The organism is Burkholderia stagnalis, from assembly GCF_039848545.1.
Classification (GTDB): domain Bacteria; phylum Pseudomonadota; class Gammaproteobacteria; order Burkholderiales; family Burkholderiaceae; genus Burkholderia; species Burkholderia stagnalis.
The window spans coordinates 3238518-3262634 of record NZ_CP156685.1 but is presented as its reverse complement, the minus strand read 5'-3'; the positions used below and the strand labels follow the sequence as shown (position 1 = coordinate 3262634).

The 24117-nt window shown below is 68.7% G+C and carries 24 protein-coding genes; 7 read left to right on the top strand and 17 right to left on the bottom strand.

Annotation, left to right across the window (positions count from 1 at the left end):
• Positions 1 to 6: 6 nt before the first annotated feature.
• From ABFO07_RS15165 to urtA, 11 genes are all read right to left on the bottom strand, one after another.
• Entirely contained in the window at positions 7 to 687 is a 681-nt protein-coding gene (locus ABFO07_RS15165; protein ID WP_347467793.1) for an urease accessory protein UreF, read from the bottom strand.
• Positions 674 to 1279 carry an urease accessory protein UreE gene (gene ureE, locus ABFO07_RS15160; RefSeq protein ID WP_059884988.1) on the bottom strand — a complete coding sequence of 202 codons (606 nt, stop codon included), beginning with the start codon at positions 1277 to 1279 and terminating at the stop codon, positions 674 to 676. The genes ABFO07_RS15165 and ureE overlap by 14 nt, the downstream gene beginning before the upstream one ends.
• 17 nt (positions 1280 to 1296) lie before the next feature.
• Positions 1297 to 3003 (bottom strand): urease subunit alpha, encoded by a 1707-nt coding sequence (gene ureC / locus ABFO07_RS15155; RefSeq protein WP_059565376.1) that lies wholly within the window; start codon positions 3001 to 3003, stop codon positions 1297 to 1299.
• A gap of 29 nt (positions 3004 to 3032) precedes the next feature.
• Positions 3033 to 3338 (bottom strand): urease subunit beta, encoded by a 306-nt coding sequence (locus ABFO07_RS15150; RefSeq protein ID WP_059565377.1) that lies wholly within the window; start codon positions 3336 to 3338, stop codon positions 3033 to 3035.
• 10 nt (positions 3339 to 3348) lie between these two features.
• The gene (gene ureA / locus ABFO07_RS15145; RefSeq protein WP_006406310.1) at positions 3349 to 3651 is read right to left on the bottom strand and encodes an urease subunit gamma; all 303 of its coding nucleotides are present in this window, start codon (positions 3649 to 3651) and stop codon (positions 3349 to 3351) included.
• Between the two features lie 261 nt (positions 3652 to 3912).
• The gene (locus tag ABFO07_RS15140) at positions 3913 to 4788 is read right to left on the bottom strand and encodes an urease accessory protein UreD (RefSeq protein ID WP_059565379.1); all 876 of its coding nucleotides are present in this window, start codon (positions 4786 to 4788) and stop codon (positions 3913 to 3915) included.
• 166 nt (positions 4789 to 4954) lie between these two features.
• Positions 4955 to 5647 carry an urea ABC transporter ATP-binding subunit UrtE gene (urtE, locus tag ABFO07_RS15135; protein ID WP_059909787.1) on the bottom strand — a complete coding sequence of 231 codons (693 nt, stop codon included), beginning with the start codon at positions 5645 to 5647 and terminating at the stop codon, positions 4955 to 4957.
• A 4-nt stretch (positions 5648 to 5651) separates the two neighbouring features.
• Positions 5652 to 6509, bottom strand: a complete 858-nt coding sequence (gene urtD / locus ABFO07_RS15130) for an urea ABC transporter ATP-binding protein UrtD (protein ID WP_059565381.1) — start codon at positions 6507 to 6509, stop codon at positions 5652 to 5654.
• Complete coding sequence (gene urtC / locus ABFO07_RS15125) at positions 6506 to 7693, bottom strand: urea ABC transporter permease subunit UrtC (protein WP_347467791.1); 1188 nt, start codon at positions 7691 to 7693, stop codon at positions 6506 to 6508. The genes urtD and urtC overlap by 4 nt, the downstream gene beginning before the upstream one ends.
• 1 nt (position 7694) lies before the next feature.
• The gene (gene urtB, locus ABFO07_RS15120) at positions 7695 to 9314 is read right to left on the bottom strand and encodes an urea ABC transporter permease subunit UrtB (protein ID WP_124491532.1); all 1620 of its coding nucleotides are present in this window, start codon (positions 9312 to 9314) and stop codon (positions 7695 to 7697) included.
• A 115-nt stretch (positions 9315 to 9429) separates the two neighbouring features.
• Positions 9430 to 10737, bottom strand: coding sequence for an urea ABC transporter substrate-binding protein (urtA, locus tag ABFO07_RS15115; protein WP_059565383.1), 1308 nt, complete (start codon positions 10735 to 10737; stop codon positions 9430 to 9432).
• Between the two features lie 294 nt (positions 10738 to 11031).
• Here urtA and ABFO07_RS15110 point away from each other — a divergent pair, with 294 nt between their 5' ends.
• A complete protein-coding gene (locus ABFO07_RS15110; RefSeq protein WP_059891568.1) occupies positions 11032 to 12360 on the top strand; it encodes an aspartate aminotransferase family protein in 1329 nt (442 codons plus the stop codon).
• 123 nt (positions 12361 to 12483) lie between these two features.
• On the opposite strand, the gene ABFO07_RS15105 is transcribed toward ABFO07_RS15110, so the two are convergent.
• From ABFO07_RS15105 to hemN, 4 genes are all read right to left on the bottom strand, one after another.
• Positions 12484 to 12807 (bottom strand): rhodanese-like domain-containing protein, encoded by a 324-nt coding sequence (locus ABFO07_RS15105; RefSeq protein ID WP_017332929.1) that lies wholly within the window; start codon positions 12805 to 12807, stop codon positions 12484 to 12486.
• Positions 12808 to 12815: 8 nt separating this feature from the next.
• On the bottom strand, positions 12816 to 13469 hold the full coding sequence (locus ABFO07_RS15100) for a protein-L-isoaspartate O-methyltransferase family protein (protein WP_059565497.1): 654 nt from the start codon (positions 13467 to 13469) through the stop codon (positions 12816 to 12818).
• Between the two features lie 101 nt (positions 13470 to 13570).
• The gene (locus tag ABFO07_RS15095; protein ID WP_059565385.1) at positions 13571 to 13828 is read right to left on the bottom strand and encodes a hypothetical protein; all 258 of its coding nucleotides are present in this window, start codon (positions 13826 to 13828) and stop codon (positions 13571 to 13573) included.
• Positions 13829 to 13904: 76 nt separating this feature from the next.
• Entirely contained in the window at positions 13905 to 15290 is a 1386-nt protein-coding gene (gene hemN, locus ABFO07_RS15090) for an oxygen-independent coproporphyrinogen III oxidase (RefSeq protein ID WP_347467788.1), read from the bottom strand.
• Between the two features lie 173 nt (positions 15291 to 15463).
• Here hemN and ABFO07_RS15085 point away from each other — a divergent pair, with 173 nt between their 5' ends.
• From ABFO07_RS15085 to ABFO07_RS15075, 3 genes are all read left to right on the top strand, one after another.
• Positions 15464 to 15769, top strand: a complete 306-nt coding sequence (locus ABFO07_RS15085) for a zinc/iron-chelating domain-containing protein (protein ID WP_060016698.1) — start codon at positions 15464 to 15466, stop codon at positions 15767 to 15769.
• Between the two features lie 44 nt (positions 15770 to 15813).
• On the top strand, positions 15814 to 16395 hold the full coding sequence (locus tag ABFO07_RS15080; protein WP_059802354.1) for a DUF1439 domain-containing protein: 582 nt from the start codon (positions 15814 to 15816) through the stop codon (positions 16393 to 16395).
• Between the two features lie 80 nt (positions 16396 to 16475).
• Complete coding sequence (locus ABFO07_RS15075) at positions 16476 to 17306, top strand: undecaprenyl-diphosphate phosphatase (RefSeq protein ID WP_059565388.1); 831 nt, start codon at positions 16476 to 16478, stop codon at positions 17304 to 17306.
• A gap of 112 nt (positions 17307 to 17418) precedes the next feature.
• Here ABFO07_RS15075 and trmB read toward each other — a convergent pair whose 3' ends face one another.
• Together trmB and ABFO07_RS15065 are read right to left on the bottom strand one after the other, a co-directional pair.
• Entirely contained in the window at positions 17419 to 18186 is a 768-nt protein-coding gene (gene trmB, locus ABFO07_RS15070) for a tRNA (guanosine(46)-N7)-methyltransferase TrmB (RefSeq protein ID WP_059565389.1), read from the bottom strand.
• Between the two features lie 382 nt (positions 18187 to 18568).
• Entirely contained in the window at positions 18569 to 19660 is a 1092-nt protein-coding gene (locus ABFO07_RS15065) for an AraC family transcriptional regulator (RefSeq protein ID WP_060271166.1), read from the bottom strand.
• Between the two features lie 171 nt (positions 19661 to 19831).
• On the opposite strand from ABFO07_RS15065, the gene ABFO07_RS15060 reads away from it, so the two are divergent.
• The 3 genes from ABFO07_RS15060 to ABFO07_RS15050 are packed head-to-tail and all read left to right on the top strand — an operon-like array spanning position 19832 to position 24109.
• Positions 19832 to 21193 carry an APC family permease gene (locus ABFO07_RS15060; RefSeq protein ID WP_347467785.1) on the top strand — a complete coding sequence of 454 codons (1362 nt, stop codon included), beginning with the start codon at positions 19832 to 19834 and terminating at the stop codon, positions 21191 to 21193.
• A 56-nt stretch (positions 21194 to 21249) separates the two neighbouring features.
• Positions 21250 to 22647 carry an aspartate aminotransferase family protein gene (locus tag ABFO07_RS15055; RefSeq protein WP_347467783.1) on the top strand — a complete coding sequence of 466 codons (1398 nt, stop codon included), beginning with the start codon at positions 21250 to 21252 and terminating at the stop codon, positions 22645 to 22647.
• Between the two features lie 37 nt (positions 22648 to 22684).
• Positions 22685 to 24109, top strand: coding sequence for an aldehyde dehydrogenase family protein (locus ABFO07_RS15050; protein WP_347467781.1), 1425 nt, complete (start codon positions 22685 to 22687; stop codon positions 24107 to 24109).
• The last annotated feature ends 8 nt before the right edge of the window (positions 24110 to 24117 follow it).

Here is a 24117-nt window from a genome sequence, read left to right as displayed (position 1 = left end):
GGTCGGTCAGGAGCGGAACAGCCGCGAGTACTGGGTTTCGTGCCGCGCGGACAGGATGCCGAGCTGCGGCGCGAACGTGTTGATCCGGTCGGGCGGCGTCGCGAGCGCGCGCTGCACAGCCGCGTCGATCGCGCCGCGCAGCGCGACGATGATTTTCTGGCCGGCGAGCTGGCCGAGCGGCACTGCCTTCAGCGCGGCGGCCGTCTGGTTCTCGACCCAGCCGAACGCGTAGGCGGCGAGCAGCGCGTCGGGGCGGGCGTCGTGCGCGGCCGCCGCATAGGCGAATGCGGTCGGCAGCGCGATCGGCGAGAGCGCCGCAAGCGTCGCGCGGCGCGCCGGGTCGCCCCATTCGAGCGACGTGCAGAGCTGCGCGAGCGACCAGCCCATCTGTTCGGTCTCGCGGCGCAGCTCCGCCGATTCGCGGCTCGCGACGAACCACGCGTTCTCGCGCGCGAGCGCGTCGGCGTCGTGCGCGTGCCAGCGCGCGAGCTGGTGTGCGAGGAACGGCAGTTCGCCGTGCGCGAGCACGTCGGCGAGGCCGCTCGCGATCCAGTCGCGCGCGGTGTCGGCGTCGTGGATCAGGTTCGCGTCGAGCGCCGCTTCGAGCCCTTGCGAATAGCTGAACGCGCCGATCGGCAGCGCCGGCGACGCGAGGTGCAGCAGCGCGACGAGTTCAGTGGTGGTCATGACCGTGGCCGTGCCCGTGTGCGCATCCCGGGCCATGCTGGTGATCGTGATCGTGCGAGTGCGAGTGCGAGTGGCCGTGATGCTCGCCGAACACCTGCTGCGCAAGCGCGTAATCCTCGGCGAACGTCGCGTCGTGCCCGTGCTTGTGGCCGCCGCCATAGGCGCCGGCTTCCGGCTGGAACGGCGCATCGACCTGCTCGACCTGCGCGCCGAGCCGCCGCAGCATGTCGGCGAGCACGGGATCGGCCTCGAGCTTCAGGTAGCCGTCGCCGATCTCGACCGGCGTGTGGCGGTTGCCGAGGTGATACGCGGCGCGCGTGAAGGTCAGCGGATCCGGCGCGCGCACGAGCAGCACGGTTTCGGTCGCGGCCGCGACGCGCACGAGCGCGCCGTCGTCGGCGACGAGCACGTCGCCGTCGCGCAGCACGGTGCCGCGCGGCAGCACGAGCGCGACGTCTTCGCCGGTGTCGAGCGTCGCCGCGAGGCGGCTCCTGCAGCGGGCGTCGTAGGCGAGCGTGAGCGTCGGCGCGCGCGAAACGAGCGACGCGGCGAGCTTCACGTTCGGGGCAATGCGTTTGTCGATGGTGCGCATGAAACGAGAACCGGGAATCAGAACAGGAAATAACGCTGCGCCATCGGCAGCACGGTGGCCGGCTCGCAGGTGAGCAGCTGGCCGTCGGCGATCACGTCGTAGGTTTCGGGGTCGACGCTGATCGCGGGGCGCCACGCGTTGTGGATCATGTCGGCCTTCGTCACGCTGCGGCAGTTGCGCACCGGCACGATCCGCTTCGCGAGCCCGTAGCGCTCGGCGATGCCCGCATCGGCCGCCATCTGCGACACGAAGGTCAGCGAGGTGCGCGCGAGCGCGCCGCCGCGCGTGGCGAACATCTCGCGATAGTGGACGGGCTGCGGCGTCGGGATCGACGCGTTCGGGTCGCCCATCTGCGCCATCGCGATCATCCCGCCCTTCAGGATCATCGTCGGCTTGATGCCGAAGAACGCGGGCTCCCACAGCACGAGGTCGGCCCACTTGCCGGGCTCGATCGAGCCGACCTCGTGCGCGATGCCGTGCGTGAGCGCCGGGTTGATCGTGTACTTCGCGACATAGCGCTTCGCGCGGAAGTTGTCGTGGCGCGCGCTGTCCTCGGGCAGCGCGCCGCGCTGCACCTTCATCTTGTGCGCGGTCTGCCAGGTGCGGATGATCACCTCGCCGACGCGGCCCATCGCCTGCGAATCCGACGACAGCATCGACAGCGCGCCGAGATCGTGCAGGATGTCCTCGGCCGCGATCGTCTCGCGGCGAATCCGCGATTCGGCGAACGCGAGATCCTCGGCGATCGACGGATCGAGGTGATGGCACACCATCAGCATGTCGAGATGCTCGTCGAGTGTGTTGATCGTATACGGGCGCGTCGGGTTGGTCGACGACGGCAGCACGTTCGACTCGCCGCACACCTTCAGGATGTCGGGCGCATGGCCGCCGCCCGCGCCTTCGGTGTGATACGTGTGGATCGTGCGGCCCTTGAACGCGGCGACCGTCGATTCGACGAAGCCCGCTTCGTTCAGCGTGTCGGTGTGGATCGCGACCTGCGTGTCGGTGTCGTCGGCAACCGACAGGCAGTTGTCGATCGCGGCGGGCGTCGTGCCCCAGTCCTCGTGCAGCTTCAGGCCGATCGCACCGGCCGCGATCTGCTCGACGAGCGGCTGCGGCAGGCTCGCGTTGCCCTTGCCGAGAAAGCCGAGGTTGATCGGCCAGCCGTCGGCGGCCTGCAGCATCCGCTCCATGTGCCACGGGCCCGGCGTGCAGGTGGTCGCGTTGGTGCCGGTGGCGGGGCCCGTGCCGCCGCCGAGCATCGTCGTGACGCCGGAGGCCAGCGCCTCGTCGATCTGCTGCGGGCTGATGAAGTGGATGTGCGTGTCGATGCCGCCGGCCGTCACGATCAGCCCTTCGCCGGCGATCACCTCGGTGGCCGCGCCGATCGGGATCGTCACGCCCGGCTGGATGTCCGGGTTGCCGGCCTTGCCGATCGCGGCGATGCGGCCGTGCTTGATCGCGATGTCGGCCTTCACGATGCCCCAGTGGTCGAGGATCACCGCGTTCGTCACGACGGTGTCGGGCACCTCGGCGGCGACGCGCTGCGACTGGCCCATGCCGTCGCGGATCACCTTCCCGCCGCCGAACTTCACTTCCTCGCCGTAGATCGTGAAATCGCGTTCGATCTCGATCAGCAGCTCGGTATCGGCGAGACGGATGCGGTCGCCCGTCGTCGGCCCGAACATCTCCGCGTACGCGCGGCGGCTCAAGCGTAGTGTCATGTTGCTGTTCCTGAAGAGCGGGGCGCGGCTTACAGCGGCCCCATCACCTTGCCCTGAAAACCGTAGACGGCGCGTTCGCCCGCGAGCGCGACGAGCTCGACGGTGCGCGTCTGGCCCGGCTCGAAGCGCACCGCCGTGCCGGCCGCGATGTTGAGCCGGAAGCCGCGCGCGGCGGCGCGGTCGAACGACAGCGCGTCGTTGACTTCGTGGAAGTGGTAGTGCGAGCCGACCTGCACGGGGCGGTCGCCGGTGTTCGCGACGGTGAGCACGATCGTCGCGCGGCCCGCGTTCAGTTCGTGCTCGCCGTCGTCGGTGAGGATTTCGCCGGGGATCATGCGCAGGGCCTCACGGAATCGGGTGATGGACGGTGACGAGCTTGGTGCCGTCCGGGAAGGTCGCCTCGACCTGGATGTCGGGAATCATCTCCGGCACGCCGTCCATCACGTCGTCGCGCGTGAGCAGCGTCGTGCCGTAGTGCATCACCTCGGCGACGGTCTTGCCGTCGCGCGCGGCTTCCATCAGCGCGGCGGTGATGAACGCGACCGCTTCCGGATAGTTGAGCTTCAGGCCGCGCGCGCGGCGGCGCTCGGCCAGCAACGCTGCCGTGAAGATCAGCAGCTTGTCTTTTTCGCGGGGAGTCAGTTTCATGAAGGCAAGCGTTCAGGAAAACGTAATTTTTCTCGGCGCATTGCAGTGGTGCGAAGGGCAGCACTTAAGCGCGGCCCATCGTAGCACCGCGCCATTCGGCGTGCGCCGTGTATCGGATCTGTAAGCAGCAAGTCGCATGCCATGCATGCGAAGCGCACGCGAATGCGCGTTCGTGGTGCGCGCTGCCTGCGCGGCGTGCAGCGCGGGGCACGGCGCTGCGCCGAAGTGGTGCGTTCGGGCCGAGGGGATCGGCGATCGGGATCAGGTCTGCCAGAGGCGCAGCGGCCGCGCGTCCACGCCGTGCACGATCGGCCGCAGGTGCAGCCAGCATTCGGTGAAATGGCGCTGCAGCGCTTCCATCGACACGGCGAGCGCGCGCACGAGCACGACACCCGGCGTCACGCAGGTCGCGCCGGCGCGCAGGGTGTCGTCGAACGGCATCCGCTCGGCGAGCGCTTCGGCGAGCGCGGCATCGCATGCGGCGCCGGCCGCCCAGAGCGTGCCGAACACGGGGAAGCCGGCCAGGCCCTGCGGCGCGGCGCGCAATGCGTCGTGCGCGTCGAGCCGTGCGCGCTCGGCCCACAGCGGCCGCCCGTCGGCGTCGACGAAGGCCGACGCTGCCGCGATGCGGCCCGCCGACCACGCTTCGCCGGCCGCCTGGCGGCCGAGCTGCGCCGCATCCCAGCCGATCGCGCTCGCGCCGGCGCCGAGCGTCAGCGTGAAGTCGAGCGACGCATGCGCGGCGTCGAAGAACAGGTTGTTCTGCGGCAGCCAGTCGAGCTTCGCATCCCGGCCGACCGTGATGCCGATGCGCTGCGTCGCGTCGAGGCCGTTCGACTTGTACCACTTGGTCGCGCCGGGCGTGGTCAGCACCGCGTGCGTGCCGTCGCCGAGCGCGATGTCGATGTCGAGCCGGTCGCCGCCCGCGACGCCGCCCGGCGGATGGACGATCACCGCGTGGCAAATCGCGTCGCCTTCCGGATACAGCGGCCGCTGCACGCGCAGCGGGCCGTCGTGCAGCCGGTGGACGAGCGTCGTGCGCGCGCCGTGCCGCTCGAAGCCGAGTTCGAGCCGGGCGCGCCACGACTTGGCGACGGCGGGGCGGGACAGCGGAGCGTGCGAATCGGGGGCAGACATCGGCGGCGAACGGAAAACGAGGGAAACGGGCGCGAGGAACGTGGATGCTACCGGAACAATAATGCAGATGCCGCGTTCGTTGAAAGCGCCGCGTGCGGGCGTCTTGCGAACCGGCTGCTCGTATTCGCTGCCGTGCGTACCATCGTGCCTACCGCCGTGCCGCACGTCAGACCGCGATCAGCTCCCGCACGCCGTTCGTCTCCATGTCCTTCGCCTCGCCGCCCGCGACGATCTCGCCGCGGCTCATCACCCAGTAGCGATCGGCGATCGACTGCGCGAAGTCGTAATACTGCTCGACGAGCAGCACGGTCATCTTCGATTCGTCGACGAGCTGCCGCAGCGTGCGGCCGATGTCCTGGATGATCGACGGCTGGATGCCCTCGGTCGGCTCGTCGAGGATCAGCAGCTGCGGCTCGCTCATCAGCGCGCGGCCGATCGCGAGCTGCTGCTGCTGGCCGCCCGACAGGTCGCCGCCGCGCCGCGCGCGCATGTCCTTCAGCACCGGAAAGAGCGCGTAGATGCGATCCGGCACTTTCGACGGCGCGCGCCGGCTGGCCGCGCCGACGAGCAGGTTCTCCTCGACGGTGAGCCGCGGAAAGATGTCGCGGCCCTGCGGCACGTACGCGAGCCCGGCCGCGACGCGCGCATACGGCGGCATCGCGCCGAGCGCCGTGCCGCGCCACGACACCGTGCCGCTCTTCGCGGCGACGACCCCCATCAGGCAGCGCAGCAGCGTGCTCTTGCCGACGCCGTTGCGGCCGAGCAGCACGGTGAGCCTGCCGTCGTCGGCGGCGAGGCTCACGTTGCGCAGGATGTGGCTGCCGCCGTAGTACTGGTTCAGTGCATCGATCTTCAGCATTGCATTACCGTCCGAGGTAAGACTCGATCACCGCGTCGTCGCGCTTGACCTGGTCGAGCGTGCCTTGCGCGAGCACCGCGCCTTCGGCCATCACCGTCACGCGGCCCGTGTCGCCCGCGAGCGCCGCGACGAATTCCATGTCGTGCTCGACGACCATCATCGAGCAGGTGCCGCGCAGCGTGTTCAGCAACTCGGCGAGCTCCATCGTCTCGTGGTCGGTCATCCCGGCCGCCGGCTCGTCGAGCAGCAGCAGCGCGGGGCGCTGCATCAGCAGCATGCCGATCTCGAGCCGCTGCTTCTGCCCGTGCGACAGCTCGCCGGCCGCGCGGAACGCGTGCTCCTCGAGGCCGATCAGCGCGAGCGTCTCCTCGATCTTCGCTTGCGCCGCGCGGTCGAGCCGCGCGCGCAGCGATGCGAGCCAGCCCTTGTCGGCCTGCATCGCGAGCTCGAGGTTCTCCCACACGGGGTGCTGCTCGAACACGGTCGGCTTCTGGAACTTGCGGCCGATGCCCGTGCGCGCGATTTCCGGTTCGCTCATGCGCGACAGGTCGAGCGTCTGGCCGAGAAACACCTTGCCCGCGTCGGGGCGCGTCTTGCCGGTGATCACGTCCATCATCGTCGTCTTGCCCGCGCCGTTCGGGCCGATCACGCAGCGCAGCTCGCCCGCGTCGATCGCGAGCGACAGCTTGTTCAGCGCGCGAAAGCCGTCGAAGCTCACCTCGATGTCCTCGAGATACAGGATCGTGCCGTGCGACGTGTCGATGCCGGGCGTGACGACGCGCCCCATCGACGCGGTGCCGCTCACTGCGAGCAGCTCGTCTTCGCTCGGCGGCGCGAACTGGTAGAGGGCAGTGCCGTTCATGCGCGTTTCCCCTTGGAGATGACCGCCTCGACCAGCCCCATGATCCCGCGCGGCAGCAGCAGCGGCACGAGCACGAAGATCAGGCCGAGGAAGAACAGCCAGTATTCGGCGAAATACGCGGTGAACAGGCTCTTCGCGCCGTTCACCGCGAACGCGCCGACGATCGGCCCGATCAGCGTGCCGCGCCCGCCCACCGCGACCCAGATCGCCATCTCGATCGAGTTGCCCGGCGACATCTCGCCGGGGTTGATGATGCCGACCTGCGGCACGTACAACGCGCCGGCGATGCCGCACAGCACCGCCGACACGGTCCACACGAACAGCTTGTACGCGAGCGGGCTGTAGCCGAGGAACATCAGCCGCGTCTCGCCGTCGCGCACCGCGGTGACGACGCGCCCGAGCTTGCTCGTGACGATCGCGCGCGCGGCGACGAACGCGAGCACGAGCGTCGCGAACGTCAGCAGGAACAGCACCGTGCGCGTGCCGGGCGACGTGATCGGAAAACCTGCGATGCGCTTGAAGTCGGTGAAGCCGTTGTTGCCGCCGAAGCCCGTCTCGTTGCGATAGAACAGCAGCATCGCGGCGAACGTCATCGCCTGCGTGATGATCGACAGGTACACGCCCTTCACGCGCGAGCGGAACGTGAAGAAGCCGAACACCCACGCGAGCACGGCCGGCACGAGCACGACCAGCAGCAGCGCGAGCGCGAGATGGTTCGTGCCGCTCCAGTACCACGGCAGCTGGTGCCAGTCGAGGAACACCATGAAGTCGGGCAGGTCGCTGCCGTACTTGCCGTCGCGGCCGATCTCGCGCATCAGGTACATGCCGATCGCATAGCCGCCGAGCGCGAAGAACAGGCCGTGGCCGAGGCTCAGGATCCCGCAGTAGCCCCACACGAGATCGAGCGCGAGCGCCGCGATCGCGTAGCACATCAGCTTGCCGGCGAGCGTCATCGCATACGCGGAAAGATGGAACGCGCTCGACTCGGGCGCGACGAGCGCCGCCAGCGGCACGCCGACGCCGATTGCGACGCACAGCGCGACGAGCGCGAGCCACGCGCAGCGCGACAGCAGCGCGGTGCGCGGCGGCAGGCCGAGCGCGAAGCCGTCCTGCACGCGCGTGGCGGCGGGCGGCGTCGGCGCGCTGGCGACCGGGTTCGACAACGAATCGGTGATGGAAGTCACGTCAAGCCTCCGCGCTGCGTCCCTTCAGGGCGAACATGCCCTGCGGACGTTTCTGGATGAACAGCACGATCATCACGAGCACCGCGATCTTCGCGAGCACCGCGCCCCAGAACGGCTCGATCGCCTTGCTGACGAGGCCGAGCCCGAAGCCGCCGAGCACGGTGCCGGCGATCTGCCCGACGCCGCCGAGCACGACGGCCATGAACGAATCGATGATGTAGTTCTGGCCGAGATCGGGGCCGACATTGCCGATCTGCGACAGCGCGCAGCCGCCGAGGCCCGCGATGCCCGCGCCGAACGCGAACGCATAGGCGTCGACGCGTGCGGTCTTCACGCCGACGCACGCGGCCATCCGGCGGTTCTGCGTGACCGCGCGCACGAACAGGCCAAGGCGCGTCTTCGTCAGCACGGCCCACGCGACGAACACCACGGCGAGCGCGAACGCGAGGATCACGAGCCGGTTGTACGGCAGGATCAGGTTCTGCATCACCGTCACGCCGCCGCTCATCCACGACGGGTTCACGACCTGCACGTTCTGCGCGCCGAACAGCATCCGCGTCGCCTGGATCAGGATCAGGCTCACGCCGAAGGTCGCGAGCAGCGTCTCGAGCGGGCGGCCGTACAGGTGCCGCAGCACGAGCCGTTCGAGCACGATGCCGACGAGCGCGGCCGCCGCGAACGACACGGGCACCGCGACGAGCGGATACCAGTCGAATGCGCCGGGCGCGTAGCGCTGGATCAGCGTCTGCACGACGTAGGTCGCATACGCGCCGATCATCAGGAATTCGCCGTGCGCCATGTTGATCACGCCGATCAGCCCGTAGGTGATCGCGAGGCCGAGCGCCGCGAGCAGCAGCACGCTGCCGAGCGACAGGCCCGCGAACAGCGTGCCCGCGATCTCGCCGCGGCGCTGCAGCGCATGCAATGCGTCGAGCCCCTGCTGCGCGGCGTCGCGCACGCGCGCGTCGGGTTCGGCGAAGCTGCCGTCGGCGTTCTTCGCGACGAGCGGGCGCAGCTGCTCGATCATGTCGAGATCGCTGCGCGCGGCGACGACCTGCACGGCTTCGAGGCGCTTCGCGGAATCGGCGTCGTGCAGCGCGGCGATCGCCCACAGCGCGTCGAGGCGGCGCTTCAGCGACGGGTCGGTTTCCTTCGCGCGGGCGCGGTCGATCATCGGCTTCAACGCGGGGTCGGGCGATTTCAGCAGCGCGTCGATCGCGTCGCGTCGCGCGGCCGCGTCCGGCGACGCGAGCGCGAGGCCGGACAAGGCGCCGGCGATCTTGGTGCGCAGCAGGTTGTTCAGCGTTACCGGCTGCGCGTCGTCGGGCGGCGCGGCGGCCTGCGTGAGCGCGTCGTGCGCGGTGTCGCCGGTCTGGATCAGGATGCGGCCGTCGCCGGTCGCGAGCGCGTCGCCGCTCGACAGCGCGTTGAGCAGCGTGACGGCGTGCGGATCGGCATCGGCGGCGAGCCGTTCGATCGCGGCCGTCTTCGCGTCGAAATCGTCGCCGGCGAGCGCGGCGGTGTCGGCGGCCGTCAGCGCGAACGCGGCGCGCGGCAGGCCGCCCGCGAGGGCGGCGCACGCGACGGCGGCGACAGCGGCGCGACGAAGGAATCTGGGCATCGGGAAGTCCTGGCAGGCGTGGAGGGGAAGTCTCGTGCGGCGTTGCGCGGGCGTCGGCGGCGACGCCCGCAACCGGCGTGCCGCGCATGCGCGCAGCGCCCCGGCCCGCGGCGCGTCAGGCCAGCGCCGCGCGCTGCCGGCGCAGGAACGCCGGGATCGAGCTGACGACGTCCGGCTTGCCCTGGTTGCCCGCGATGAACGGGCTCCACGGCTGCGCGCGGATCGCGGTCTTGGTCTTCCACACGACGTTGAACTGGCCGTCGCCGCGAATCTCGCCGATCATCACCGGCTTGTGCAGGTGATGGTTGCCGTCCATCGTCAGCGTGAAGCCGGACGGCGCGGTCACCGCCTGGCCGATCATCGCGACGCGCACCTTGTCGACGTCGGTGCTCTTCGCCTTCTCGACCGCCTGCTTCCACATGTGGATGCCGACGAAGGTCGCTTCCATCGGGTCGTTGGTCACGCGCTTCGTGCCGCCGGGCAGGTTGTTCGCCTTCACCCACGCGGCGAACTGGTCCTTGAACTTCGTGTTCGACGGGTTCTTCACCGACATGAAGTAGTTCCATGCGGCGAGGTGGCCGACGAGCGGCTTCGTGTCGATCCCGCGCAGCTCCTCCTCGCCGACCGAGAACGCGACGACCGGCACGTCGGTCGCCTTGATCCCCTGGTTGCCGAGCTCCTTGTAGAACGGCACGTTCGAATCGCCGTTGATCGTCGAGATCACGGTCGTCTTGCCGCCCTGCGAGAAATTCTTGATGTTCGCGACGATGGTCTGGTAATCGCTGTGGCCGAACGGCGTGTAGACCTCCTGAATGTCGGCATCCTTCACGCCCTTCGATTTCAGGAACGCGCGCAGGATCTTGTTGGTCGTGCGCGGATACACGTAGTCGGTGCCGAGCAGGAAGAAGCGCTTGGCGCCGCCGCCTTCCGCGCTCATCAGGTACTCGACGGCCGGGATCGCCTGCTGGTTCGGCGCGGCGCCCGTGTAGAACACGTTGCGCGACATTTCCTCGCCTTCGTATTGCACGGGGTAGTAGAGCAGGCCGTTCAGCTCCTCGAACACGGGCAGCACCGACTTGCGCGACACCGAGGTCCAGCAGCCGAACACGCAGGCCACCTTGTCCTGGGTGAGCAGCTGGCGCGCCTTCTCGGCGAACAGCGGCCAGTTCGACGCGGGGTCGACCACCACCGGCTCGAGCTTGCGGCCCATCACGCCGCCGCTCTTGTTGATGTCGGCGATCGTCATCAGCGCGGTGTCCTTCAGCGACGTCTCGGAGATCGCCATCGTGCCGGACAGCGAATGCAGGATGCCGACCTTGATCGGCCCCGTGCCGGCATCGGCGGCGTGCGCGAACGGGCTCTTGCCTGCCAGCGCGAGCGCGCCGGCCATCGATCCGAACTTCAGCAGACTGCGGCGTTTCATCGAGTTCCCCTTGACGTGTTGGATGGGTGCGCGCCGTTTCGGCGTCGACCGTCAAGGGTTACGCAAGGCATGTGCCAGTCGCGCACATGCACGGCGGACGTGCCTGCGCGGGCGGCGGCGCGGTGCGCGTGATGCGCGGTGCGGCACGAATGGTCCGCCGCGGTGCAGTGCCGCGGGCACTATTGGTGCACGATTGTGCTTCACGGTTTCGGTGCTTACACTCGGGTTTCGACTTGCGTCGCAGCCTGAAGGCGCGGTGTCGTCGCGCCGATCGAACCCACCGAGGAGCCGTCCATGAGTCAGCAGCAAACGAACACGCCCGACCTGTCCGCGTTCTGGATGCCGTTTACCGCCAACCGCCAGTTCAAGGACGCGCCGCGGCTGCTGGTGTCGGCGAAGGGGATGTACTACACGTCGCACGACGGCCGGCGCATCCTCGACGGCACCGCGGGGCTGTGGTGCGTGAACGCGGGGCACTGCCGCGACGAGATCGTCGCGGCGGTGAAGGCGCAGGCGGAGGAGATGGATTTCGCGCCGACCTTCCAGATGGGCCATCCGAAGGCATTCGAGGCGGCCACGCGGATCGCGCGCCACACGCCCGGCGATCTCAAGCACATCTTCTTCACGAATTCCGGCTCGGAAGCGGTCGACACCGCGCTGAAGATCGCGCTCGCCTATCATCGCGCGCGCGGCGAAGGGCAGCGCACGCGCTTCATCGGCCGCGAGCGCGGCTATCACGGCGTCGGCTTCGGCGGCATCTCGGTCGGCGGGATCGCGCCGAACCGCAAGGCGTATTCGGGCGCGCTGCTGCCGTCGGTCGACCACCTGCCGCATACGCTGAACCTCAAGGAGGCCGCGTTCTCGAAAGGGCAGCCCGCGTGGGGCGCGCACCTCGCCGACGAGCTCGAGCGGCTCGTCGCGCTGCACGACGCGTCGACGATCGCCGCGGTGATCGTCGAGCCGGTCGCGGGCTCGACGGGCGTGCTGATTCCGCCGCAGGGCTATCTCGAACGGCTGCGCGAGGTGTGCGACAAGCACGGCATCCTGCTGATCTTCGACGAGGTGATCACCGGCTGGGGCCGGCTTGGCGCGCCGTTCGCCGCACAGTTCTTCAACGTGACGCCCGACCTGCTGACGATGGCGAAGGGCACCAACAACGCGGCGGTGCCGATGGGCGCGGTGGCGGCGAGCGGCGCGATCCACGACGCGATCGTGAACGGCGCGCCGGCCGGCATCGAGCTGTTCCATGGCTATACGTACTCGGGGCATCCGCTCGCGGCGGCCGCCGCGTGCGCGACGATCGACCTGTACGAGCGCGAAGGGCTGTTCGAGCGCGCCGCGCGGATGGCGCCCGTGTTCGAGCGCGAGATCCACAAGCTGAAGGACGCGCGCCACGTGATCGACGTGCGCAATCTCGGCCTCGTCGGCGGCATCGAGCTGACGCCGCGCGACGGCAAGCCCGGCGCGCGGGCTTACGACGTGTTCGTCAAGTGCTACCAGAAGGGTGCGATGGTCCGCTATACGGGCGACATCCTTGCGTGCTCGCCGCCGCTGATCATCGAGGAGGCGCAGATCGTCGAGCTGTTCGCGATCGTCGCCGAGGCGCTGAAGGAAACGGAGTAGGGCGGGAAAGCAAAACGGGCGCGCGATGCGCGCCCGTCGGGCAATTCATGGGGCCGCCTGAGTGGGGCCGCCTGAGTGGGGCCGCCGAGGTGTGGCTGGCGCGGTGCAGCCGGCCAAGCCGGATCAGTAGCGCGGCACCGACGGATCGACGTCGCGCGACCACGCGTCGATGCCGCCCTGCAGGTTGTACAGCTTCGTGAAGCCGCGCGATTCGAGGAACATCGCGACCTGCGCGCTGCGCATCCCGTGATGGCACACGCAGACGATCTCGGCTTCGTCGTCGAGCTCCTCGCTGCGCGCGGGGATCTGCTGCATCGGGATCGATACGCTGCCGGCGATCTGCGCGGTCGCGATTTCCCACGGCTCGCGCACGTCGAGCACGACGGGCGCGGGGCGGGTCTTGTCGGCAAGCCATTGCGCGAGCAGCGCGGGCGTCAGGATCTGCATGGCGGGGCTCAGAACTTGAAGCGCGACGGCTCGACCGCGTTGACGAGATGGTCGACGTAGGTCTCGAACACGTCGGCGACGCGGTACTGCTTGTCGTCGATGCGCGTGATCACCTGCGCCTTCATCACCGGACGGCCGCCGACGAAGGCCGACAGGCGGCCGCCGACCTTGAGCTGCTCGAGGATTTCCTGCGGCACGACGGGCAGGCCGCCCGCGACGCAGATCACATCGTACGGCGCCTTGGCCGGCCAGCCGCGCGAGCCGTCGCCGAGCACGACTTCCGCATTCGTCACACCATTGTTGCGCAGGTTTTCCTCGGCGATCTTCGCGAGCGCCGGATCGATCTCGACCGCCGTCACGTGCTGGCCGCGGTGCGCGAACAGGGCAGTCAGGTAGCCCGAGCCCGCGCCGATCAGCAGCACGTTCTCGTGCTTCTTCACCGCGAGTTCCTGCAGCACGCGCGCCTCGACGCGCGGGAACAGCATCTTGTGGCCGCCCGGCAGCGGCAGCTCGAGATCGGCGAACGCGAGGTCGCGATACGCGGCCGGGACGAAATTCTCACGCTTGACGATCGCCAGCAACTCCAGCACTTCCAGATCCAGGACGTCCCACGGACGGATCTGCTGCTCGATCATGTTGAAACGCGCTTGTTCGATATTCATGGTGGTCATGCAGCCTGGTCGGCCGTCAGCGGAGATAGAAAAACTTGCGGATTGTACCAAACAGGGCGGTGCGCCGGCCTTCAGACGCCCTGCAATGAAGCTTATCGCTTGCTGTTCTTGATCTGTTCCTCGAACGCGAGGTCGAGCTTGCTGGCCTTGCGCGGCTTTTTGGGGCCAAGGTCGTCGACGAATTTGACGAATTCATCGAGCGGCAGCGGCTCGCAGCGCTTGTCGGCCGTGCCGCCAGCGCGGTCGACGAGATAGAACAGGCCGCCCGCCATCGCGACGGCTGCGAAGTGCGGGTTGCCGGTGCGGGTTTTCAGGCGTTCGACCGCGTGGGTCGCCTTGGTGGTGCGCATGGTGCGGGTTCTGCTGCTGGGGGGAGGCCCACACTTTAACAACAACCGGCCGCGCGTGCGCGGCCGGCGGCCCCGTTCAGACCGTGCGCGAGTAGCGCTGGCGCGGCGTGGCGGCGAGATACGCGTCGAACGCCATCGCGATGTTGCGCACGACCATCCGGCCGGCCGGATGGATCGTCAGGCGGTCGCCGGCGATCGTCAGCAGCCCGTCGCGCTCGAACGCGCGCAGCGCGTCCAGCTCGCGCGCGAAATGGTCGGCGAAACGGATGCCGTGCGCGGCCTCGACGTGCGAGAACGGCAGCTCGAGGTTGCACATCAGCTGCGTGATCACGTCGCGGCGCAGCCGGTCGTCGGCGGTGAGGCGCACGCCGCGCGCGAGCGGCAGCCGGCCCGCGTCGAGCGCCGCGCCGTACGCGGGCAGGTCCTTCGCGTTCTGCGCGTAGACGTCGCCGACCTTGCCGATCGACGACACGCCGATGCCGATCAGGTCGGTGTCCGCGCGCGTGCTGTAGCCCTGGAAATTGCGCTGCAGCGTGCCGTTGCGCTGCGCGGCCACGAGTTCGTCGCCCGGCCGCGCGAAGTGGTCCATGCCGATGTACACGTAGCCGGCCGCCGTCAGCCGCTCGATCGCGAGCCCGAGCAGCGCGACGCGCGTCGCGGGCGGCGGCAGCGCGGCGTCGTCGATCTGCCGCTGCATCTTGAACAGGTGCGGCATGTGCGCGTAGCCGAATACCGACAGCCGGTCCGGCGCGAGCTCGATGATCGTCTCGAGCGTGCGGCCGAAGCTCGCGACCGTCTGGTGCGGCAGCCCGTAGATCAGGTCGACGCTGACCGAGTGGAAGCCGGTCGTGCGCGCGGCGCTCAGCAGGTCGGCCGTCATGCCGAGCGGCTGGATGCGGTTGATCGCCTGCTGCACGGCCGGATCGAAATCCTGCACGCCGAGGCTCAGCCGGTTGAAGCCGATCGTGCGCAGGTGGACGAGCGTGGCCGGCGTGACCGTGCGCGGGTCGATCTCGATCGAGAACTCGGCGTCGGCGTCCGGCGCGAGCGCGAAGTGCTCGCGGGTCGCCGCCATCAGCTCGGCCGTCTCGTCGTCGGACAGGAAGGTCGGCGTGCCGCCGCCCCAGTGCAGCTGCGTGACGGGGCGCGCCGGGTCGAACAGCGCGGCCTGCAGCGCCATCTCGCGCTTCAGCTGGTCGAGGTACGGCCGCGCGCGGCGGTGGTTGCTGGTCGCGATCTTGTTGCAGCCGCAGTAGAAGCACGCGGTGTTGCAGAACGGGATGTGGACGTACAGCGACAGCTCGCTCGACGACGCGCCCGGGTCGCCTGCCGCGCGCACGTAGTCGGCGGGGTCGAAATCGTCGCGGAACTGCAGCGCCGTGGGGTAGGACGTATAGCGCGGACCGTTTGCACCGTACTTCGCGAGCAAATCGGGGCGGAACAGGGTGTCGGCAGAGCTCATCGTTGACTCGCGCTTTTTAGATGCATTCGAGTATATAAACGCGCGATTGGCCTGCATTGTGTAATAACGTCGCAGCCAGCGATGGCACAATGCGGGGTGCGGCGGCCGCACGCGTTGTGCGGCCGCCGCGATGTTTCCGTTGTTCCGCCAGAGAGAGCCGAGTGTCCGTCGATTTGCCTGCCCGCCCGGCGCCTGCCGAAACCCCGCCGCCGCATGCATGCCGCGAGGGATGCGGCGCGTGCTGCATCGCGCCGTCGATTTCGAGCCCGATTCCGGGGATGCCCGGCGGCAAGCCGGCCGGCGTGCGCTGCGCGCAGCTCGGCGACGACCTGCGCTGCCGGATCTTCGGCCGGCCGGAGCGGCCCGCGTGCTGCGCGGGGCTGCAGCCGTCGGTGGAGATGTGCGGCGCGTCGCGCGCCGACGCGCTCGCGTGGCTCACCCGGCTCGAAACCGCGACGCAGCCGTCGCGGCCGGCATGATTCGGCACGGGGCCGGGCGCCCTGGTCCGCACAGGAGATTCAGCATGACCGTCAGTCGCGCCCTCAGCCGGCGTCGTTTCCTCGTTGCATGCACCGCCGCCGCGGGCGTGTCGCTGTCGCTTGCCGCGTGCGCATCGACGTTCCCGTTCATTCCCGATCACTACACGTTCTCGCGCGACGACGTGCAGAAGGCGATCGCGCGCAAGTTTCCGTACCAGAAGAACGTCGCGCCCGTGGCCGACGTGTCGCTCGCCAATCCGGTCGTCGGCCTGCTGCCGGACCAGAACCGCGTCGCGGTGCAGCTCGACGCGCGCTTCGCGAGCCCGTTCCTGCGCGCGCCGGTCAACGGCAAGTTCACCGTTTCCGGCCAGCTCGCATACGACGCGGCGAGCCGCTCGGTCGTGATCAAGGCGCCGGCCGTCGACAACCTGACGGTCGACGGCGACGCGCAGATGTACGCGCAGCAGATCGGCGCGGCCGCCGGCATGATCGCGACGCAAGTGCTGACCAACTATCCGATCTACACGTTCAAGCCCGAACAGCTGCAATTTGCCGGCGTGAACTACGAACCCGGTACAATCACAATTCTTACAAACGGCATACGCGTGGCGATCGTCGAGAAATGACGGCGTGCCGCGCGCGGCCGGGCGGGCCGCGGCGGTAACGACGCGGCCCTTTCTTTGACCACTTCGGAGTTGGGCCACGGATGGACTGGATCCTGATCTGCAAGGCATTGATCCTCGGCGTCGTCGAGGGGCTGACGGAATTCCTGCCGGTATCGAGCACGGGCCACCTGATCGTCGCGGGCAGCTTCCTGAACTTCAACGACGCGCATGCGAAGACCTTCGACGTCGTGATCCAGTTCGGCGCGATCCTCGCGGTGTGCTGGGAGTATCGGCAGCGGATCGTGTCCGTCGTCGCGGGGCTGCCGAGCCGGCCCGACGCGCGGCGCTTCGTGCTCAACGTCGTGATCGCGACGATTCCCGCGATAGCGCTCGGGCTGCTGTTCGAGAAGAAGATCAAGGCGGTGCTGTTCTCGCCGGTGCCGGTCGCGTTCGCGCTCGTCGTCGGCGGCGCGATCATCCTGTGGGCCGAGGCGCGGCAGCGCGAGCGCGGCGAGACGCCGCGCGTGCAGTCGGTCGACGCGCTCACTCCGCTCGACGCGCTCAAGGTGGGCCTCGCGCAATGCTTCGCGCTGATTCCCGGCATGTCGCGCTCGGGCTCGACGATCATCGGCGGGATGCTGTTCGGCCTCGAGCGGCGCGTCGCCACCGAATTCTCGTTCTTCCTCGCGATCCCGATCATCTTCGGCGCGACGCTCTACGAAACCGTCAAGGACTGGCACGCGTTCACCGTCGATTCGATCGGCCTGTTCGCGCTGGGGCTCGCCGCGTCGTTCGTCAGCGCGTTCGCCTGCGTGCGCTGGCTGCTGCGCTATGTCGCGTCGCACGACTTCACCGCGTTCGCGTGGTACCGGATCGTGTTCGGCCTGTTCGTGCTGCTCGTCGGCTACAGCGGCTGGCTGAACTGGTCGTGACGCGCGGCAGGGGCGTCGGGCGCGCGGGCGGGTTCGCGCGCCACATGCAAAAGGCCGGACCGGCAAATGCCGGTCCGGCCTTTTTTCTTGATGGGGTCGGTGCGCTGCGCGATCAGCCCGCGCGCTTGCGGAACACCAGATCCCAGACGCCGTGGCCGAGCCGCAGCCCGCGCCGTTCGAATTTCGTCACCGGGCGGTAGTCGGGGCGCGGCGCATAGCCGTCGGCCGTGTTTTCGAGCGACGGCTCCGCAGCGAGCACTTCCAGCATCTGCTCCGCGTAGTTCTGCCAGTCGGTCGCGCAATGCAGGTACGCGCCGGGCTTCAGGCGCGACGCGAGCAGCGCGACGAGCGGCGGCTGGATCAGCCGGCGCTTGTGATGGCGCGCCTTGTGCCACGGATCGGGGAAGAAGATGTGCACGCCGTCGAGGCTTTCCGGCGCGAGCATGTGCTCGAGCACCTCCACCGCGTCGTGCTGGATGATGCGGATGTTCGTGAGGTCCTGCTCGCCGATCAGCTTCAGCAGCGCGCCGACGCCCGGTTCGTGCACCTCGACGCCGAGGAAGTCGTCGTCCGCGCGCATCGCGGCGATTTCCGCGGTCGACGCGCCCATTCCGAAGCCGATTTCGAGCACGCGCGGCGCCTGGCGGCCGAATACCGCGTTCCAGTCGGGCATCTGCGGCGTGTACGGGACGACGTAGCGCGGGCCGAACTCGTCGAGCGCGCGGCGCTGGCCGGTCGACACACGGCCGGCGCGGGTGACGAAGCTGCGGATGCGGCGGCGGTGCAGCGGATTGACTTCGTCCGCGCCATCGGCGGTTTCGTCGGGAAGGGCGTCGTCGTGCGGCGGCAGGCCGGCTTCGTTCGGATCGTCGTGCATCATCGGTGCTGAGAAAGGCTGGGTTGCGGGCGGGGAACCGTCGCGCGGTACAAAAAAGCCGCCTTCGACGAGGCGGCTGGCGCGCAGGCTGCGGCGCAGCCGGAATGTGGGGCGGGTGACGGAACAGTCGGCCATCGGCCCGGGATTCCTCTTGCATTCCGCTGCTTGCCCGGTTGCCTGCCTGAACGTCGGGCAGGCGGGCGCGGACTACAGGCCTGCCATGCAGGGGTCGGTAGAGTAGCACAGCGCAAAATCGTCCGTCCAGCCGGCGGGGGAAGCGTGCAGATGCAAAATGCGGCGGGCGGTTCGCGCGCCATCCGCCGGTCGGGCGTGTATCCGCGGGCAGGAACAATGAGGATTCCATCGCATGCATGTGCGCGGCGAATCAGTCCACGTCGAGCTTCGCGCGCGGCGGTTGCCCGGTCCAGCGCCGGTATGCATGGCGGAAGCTCCGCGGTTCGCTGTAGCCGAGGCGTTCCGCGATCGCGGCAACCGTCAGCATATGGTCGCCGAGCAGCCGGGCGGCCTCCTCATGGCGGACTTCGTCCAGCAAGGACTGAAACGTGATGCCGTCCTTGTCGAGCCGCCTGCGTAGCGTGCGCTCCGTCATGTGCAGCGCGTTCGCGAGCGACGTCATCGACTTGAAGCGCGACAGGTCGCGTCCCATCAACTCCTTCGCGCGATCGGCGAAGCGCGTCCCGATCGATGCGGCCCACTGCCGCTCCAGCGCCTCGCACTGGCCGTGCAGCGCATTGAAGCTGACCTCGTTCGCCAGATGCGGGATCTCGGCGCCGCTCACCGTCTCGAACACGAGACGATTTTCACCCGCGTTGAACTTCACGTCGCAGCCGAAGTGGCGCGCGTACTCGGCCGCATGGCGAGGCGTGCGATGCGCGAGATGCAGTTGCGAAGGCCAGACCGGCTTGCCGACGAGATCGGACACGATCAAGCGAAGGCTCGACACGCACATGTCGGTTTGAAACACCGCGAGATCGGGCTCGCCGTTGTACCGGCCGATCGATACGCTCATGCCGTGCGGGCGCGCATGGACACGCACGTCGAAGTAGAGGCCCATGAACAACGGAAACTGGCTCATGCATTCGAGCGCCTGCGTGACGGAGCCGCTGATCAGCATCGCGTAGCCGGCCAGCCCGAGCGTCGAGACATGCAGCCGGCTGCCGATCGCGAGGCCGATCGACGGCACGCCGCTGCACCGCAGGAGATTCCTGAAGCAGCGCTGCTCCTGGCTGCGGTTCACGTAGGTGGTGGGCGACGCGAGCTCGTCCGCGTCGAGCCCCGTGCCTTCCAGCAACGCAGCGCCGTCGATCTGTCGCACGCGACACTCGTCGAGCACGGCCGCGACGGCGTGAACGGTGGCCGGTATGTCCTCCTGGCGTCCGGCCGGACGCGCCAGTCCGAGCGACGAACGCAAGCTGCGTTCCGCGCCGCTCTGATTGCGATGGGGTCTGCCGATCATGTTGCCGACGCCGCGAGTGGTTTGCGTAGAACATAGCCGGAACGGCCGCGCAACGCCAGTGGCGGCCGTGCGTCCGGAAATATCCCTCGATTACGTCCGCTTTTCTCATTCGTCCTCGACTTTTTGGCACACCACACTTTTCCTCGAATCGAGCGACCACGTGAGGACAGCATGCAGAGCCAAAGGCCGGATCGACTTGCGTCCGACAGCGCCACGGATCACGTCGGGCCAGCGCCTGCGCGCCCGCTCGGGCTCGTCACGCTGGTGATCTTCGGCCTCGCCTACATGCTGCCGATGACGGTGTTCACGACCTACGGGCTCGTCACCCGCGAGACGAACGGGCATCTCGCGGCCGCGTATGCGCTCACGCTGGTCGCGATGCTGTTTACCGCGCGCAGCTACGGGCAGATGGCGCGACTGATGCCGTGCGCCGGCTCGGCCTATACGTTCGCGAGCCGGAACTTCGGCACGTCGGCCGGGTTCATGGTCGGATGGGCGTTGCTGATGGACTATCTGTTCATTCCGATGATCAGCTACCTGGCGATCGGCATCTACATGAAGCAGTTGTTTCCGATCGTGCCTTCCGGCGTGTGGATCGTGGCGAGCATCGCGCTCGTCACCGGACTGAACATCGTCGGCATCAAGCTCGTCAATCGCGTCAACCTGATCCTGATCGCCAGCCAGCTGGTCTTTATCGCGATCTTCCTGGCCGCATCGGCGCGGCTCGCATCCGGGCAGGGCCTGCCGATGGCGGTGGCGTTGCCGCAAGCGGGCGACGCCCGCGCGATCCTCGCCGGTTCGGCGATCCTGTGCCTGTCGTTCCTGGGCTTCGATGCCGTGTCCACGCTGTCGGAGGAAACGCGCGAGCCGCGGCGCACCGTCCCGCGCGCGATTCTGCTCTGCACGCTAGCGAGCGGCCTGCTGTTCATGCTGATCGCCTGCGTGGGGCAAGTGGTCTTTCCGGACTGGCGTGCATTCAAGGATCTCGATTCGGCCAGCCTCGAACTGATGCAGCGCATCGGCGGCGGCACGCTGGCGGTGTTCTTCGTCGCGGTCTACGTTGCCGGCTGCTTCGCCAGCGCGATGGCGGGGCAGGCGAGCGTGACGCGCGTGCTGTTCGCGATGGGCCGCGACCAGGTGTTGCCGGGGTGCGTCTTCGGGCACCTGCATGCGCGGCTCGGCACGCCGGTGCGCGCGACGCTCGCGGTCGGCGCCGTCTCGCTTTCCGCGCTGTTCATCACGCTCGATCTCGCGTCGACGATGATCAGCTTCGGCGCGCTCGTCGCGTTCGCGGCCGTGAACCTGTGCGTGATGCGCAGCTATCTCGCGCGGCCGGAGCACCGCAATCTTGCCGGCTGGATCGGGTTCGGCCTGATCCCGGCAATCGGATTCGCGATGAATGTCTGGCTCTGGTCCGGACTGTCGCGCCAGACGTTCTATGTCGGCATCGGCTGGCTCGCGCTCGGGTTCTGCCAGCTGCTGTGGCTGACCCGCGGGTTCACGCGCCCCGCGCCGACGCTGACGATGAGTTGAGCGGCCGGTCATCGAAACCCGGTTGTGAACCTGACCTGTGAAGGAGGAGCGAAACAATGAACGGTGTTGAGGTCAATCCCGACGCGAATCTGGAGGCGCTGGCCAAGCGCCATCTGCTGATGCACTTCACGCACGCCGATGCATACGGCGACAACGCGCTGACCGTGTTCGACCGCGGTGAAGGGTGCTGGCTCGTCGACCGGAACGGCAAGCGCTACTTCGATGCGCTGGCCGGGCTGTACTGCGTGCAGGTCGGCTACAGCCACGGCGCGGAGATCGGCGACGCGATCCGCGAGCAGATGGCGCGGCTGCCGTTTGCCACCAACTGGGGCTATGGCCACGAGCCGGCGATCCGTCTCGCGCACACGCTCGCGACGCTCGCGCCGGACGGCATGAATCGCGTGTTCTTCACGTCGAGCGGGTCGGAGTCGAACGAGTCGGCGATCAAGCTGGTGCGCCAGTACCACCAGGCGCGCGGCGAGCCGCAGCGGCGCAAGTTCATCGCGCGGCGCGTCGCGTATCACGGCACGTCGTTCGGTGCACTCGCGCTGAACGGCATGACCCACTTCCGCAAGCATTTCGAGCCGCTGATGGCCGGCGTGCGGCACGTCGGCAACACCAAGCGCTACGGCCGCCCGGCCGGCGAGACGGAAGCGCAGTTCACGCGTCATCTGCTCGACGAGATCGAATCGCTGATCGTGCAGGAAGGGCCGGATACGGTCGCGGCGATCGTCGTCGAGCCGCTGCAGAACGCGGGCGGCAGCCTGACGCCGCCGGCCGGCTACGCGGCCGGGCTGCGCGAGATCTGCGACCGGCACGGCGTGCTGCTCGTCGCGGACGAAGTGATCTGCGGGTTCGGCCGGCTCGGCGAGTATTTCGGATCGCGCCGCTATGGCCTGAAGCCGGACATCCTGACGTTCGCGAAGGGCATCGCGTCGGGCTATGTGCCGCTCGGCGGCGTGATCGCGAGCGATGCGGTGGTCGACGCGGTGTTGCGCGGGCCGCAGCAGATGTTCCTGCACGGCGCGACGTACGGCGGCCATCCGGTCGCGTGCACCGCCGCACTCGCAAACCTGGCGATCATCGAGCGGGAAGGCGTGCTCGCGAACGTCCGCGAGAACGAAGGGCATTTCCGCGCGATGCTCGACGGCCTGCTCGAATTGCCGTGTGTCGGCGACGTGCGCGGCGACGGCTACCATTACTCGCTCGAACTCGTGACCGACAAGCACGCGCGGCGCTGGATGGCCGACATCGGCGCGCAGACGTTCGTGTCGACCGTGCTCGCGCCGGCGATCTTCGAGGCCGGGCTGCTGTGCCGGGCCGGCGTCGACCACGAGGGCACGCCGATCGTGCAGTTCGCGCCGCCGCTCGTGATGTCGCGCGACGAGATCGCGTGGTTCGTCGCGCGGATCCGTGACATCCTTACCGACGCGTATGCGCGCGCGATGCGCTGAGCGCAGCGGCGACCTCCCAAACACACAGGAGCATGCGATGCGAACGTCACACCAGACTTACATCGACGGACAGTGGCTCGACCCAGACGGCGCGCAGGCGATCGACGTGATCGACCCGGCCACCGAGCGGCCGTATGCGCAGCTCAGGGTCGGCGGGCCCGCCGACGTCGACCGCGCGGTCGGCGCGGCGAAGCAGGCATTCGACGCGTTCTCGCAGTGGCCGGTCGACGCGCGCGTCGCGCTGCTGCAGCGCGTGCTGGACATCTACCGGCGCCGCTACGACGAAGTGGCGCGGACGATCAGCCAGGAGATGGGCGCGCCGATCGCGTTTTCGCGCGCGGCGCAGGCTGCGGTCGGCACCGCGCACCTCGAGCAGACGATCCGCGCGCTGCAGTCGTTCCGGTTCAGCACGCAGACCGATTCGCTGCTCGTGTCGCACGAGCCGATCGGCGTGTGCGCGCTGATCACGCCGTGGAACTGGCCGATCAACCAGATCGTGTGCAAGGTGGCGCCCGCGCTCGCCGCCGGCTGCACGATGGTGCTCAAGCCGAGCGAAGTCGCGCCGTTCAGCGGCATCCTGTTCGCCGAGATCCTGCACGAGGCCGGCGTGCCGCCCGGCGTGTTCAATCTCGTGCACGGATATGGAAACGTCGTCGGCGATGCGCTGTCGCGGCATCCGGATGTCGACATGGTGTCGTTCACGGGCTCGACGCGCGCGGGCGTCGAAGTCGCGAAAGCGGCCGCGGATACCGTGAAGCGGGTGCATCAGGAACTCGGCAGCAAGAGCCCGAACCTCATCCTGCCGGACGCCGACATCGAGGCTGCGGTGACGCTCGGCGCACGAAGCTGCTTCAGCAACAGCGGCCAGTCGTGCAACGCGCCGACGCGCATGCTGGTGCATGTCGATCATCTCGCGGCGGCGGAAGCGGCCGCCCGCAGGGAGGCGGCGCGCACCGTGGTCGGCGATCCGCGCGCGCCGGACTCCGAGATCGGGCCGGTGGTCAGCCGCACGCAGTTCGACCGCATCCAGCACTTCATCCGGCTCGGGATCGACGAAGGCGCGACGCTGATCGCCGGCGGCCCCGGCCGGCCGGACGGCTTGAGCGAAGGGTTCTACGTGCGGCCGACGGTATTCTCGAACGTGGTGGCGACCATGTCGATCGCGCGCGAGGAGATCTTCGGGCCCGTGCTGTCGATCATCGCCTACCGGACGGAGGAGGAGGCGATCGCGCTCGCGAACGACTCGGTGTACGGGCTCGCGGCCTACGTGCAATCGCCGGACATCGAACGCGCGCGGCGGATCGCATCCCGGCTGCGCGTCGGGAACGTCCACATCAATTACCCGGCGTGGAACCCGGCCGCGCCGTTCGGCGGCTACAAGCGCTCCGGCAACGGGCGCGAGTATGCGGAGTTCGGCATTGCGGAATACCTGGAGACGAAAGGCACGACCGGGTACGTTTGAGCAAGCGT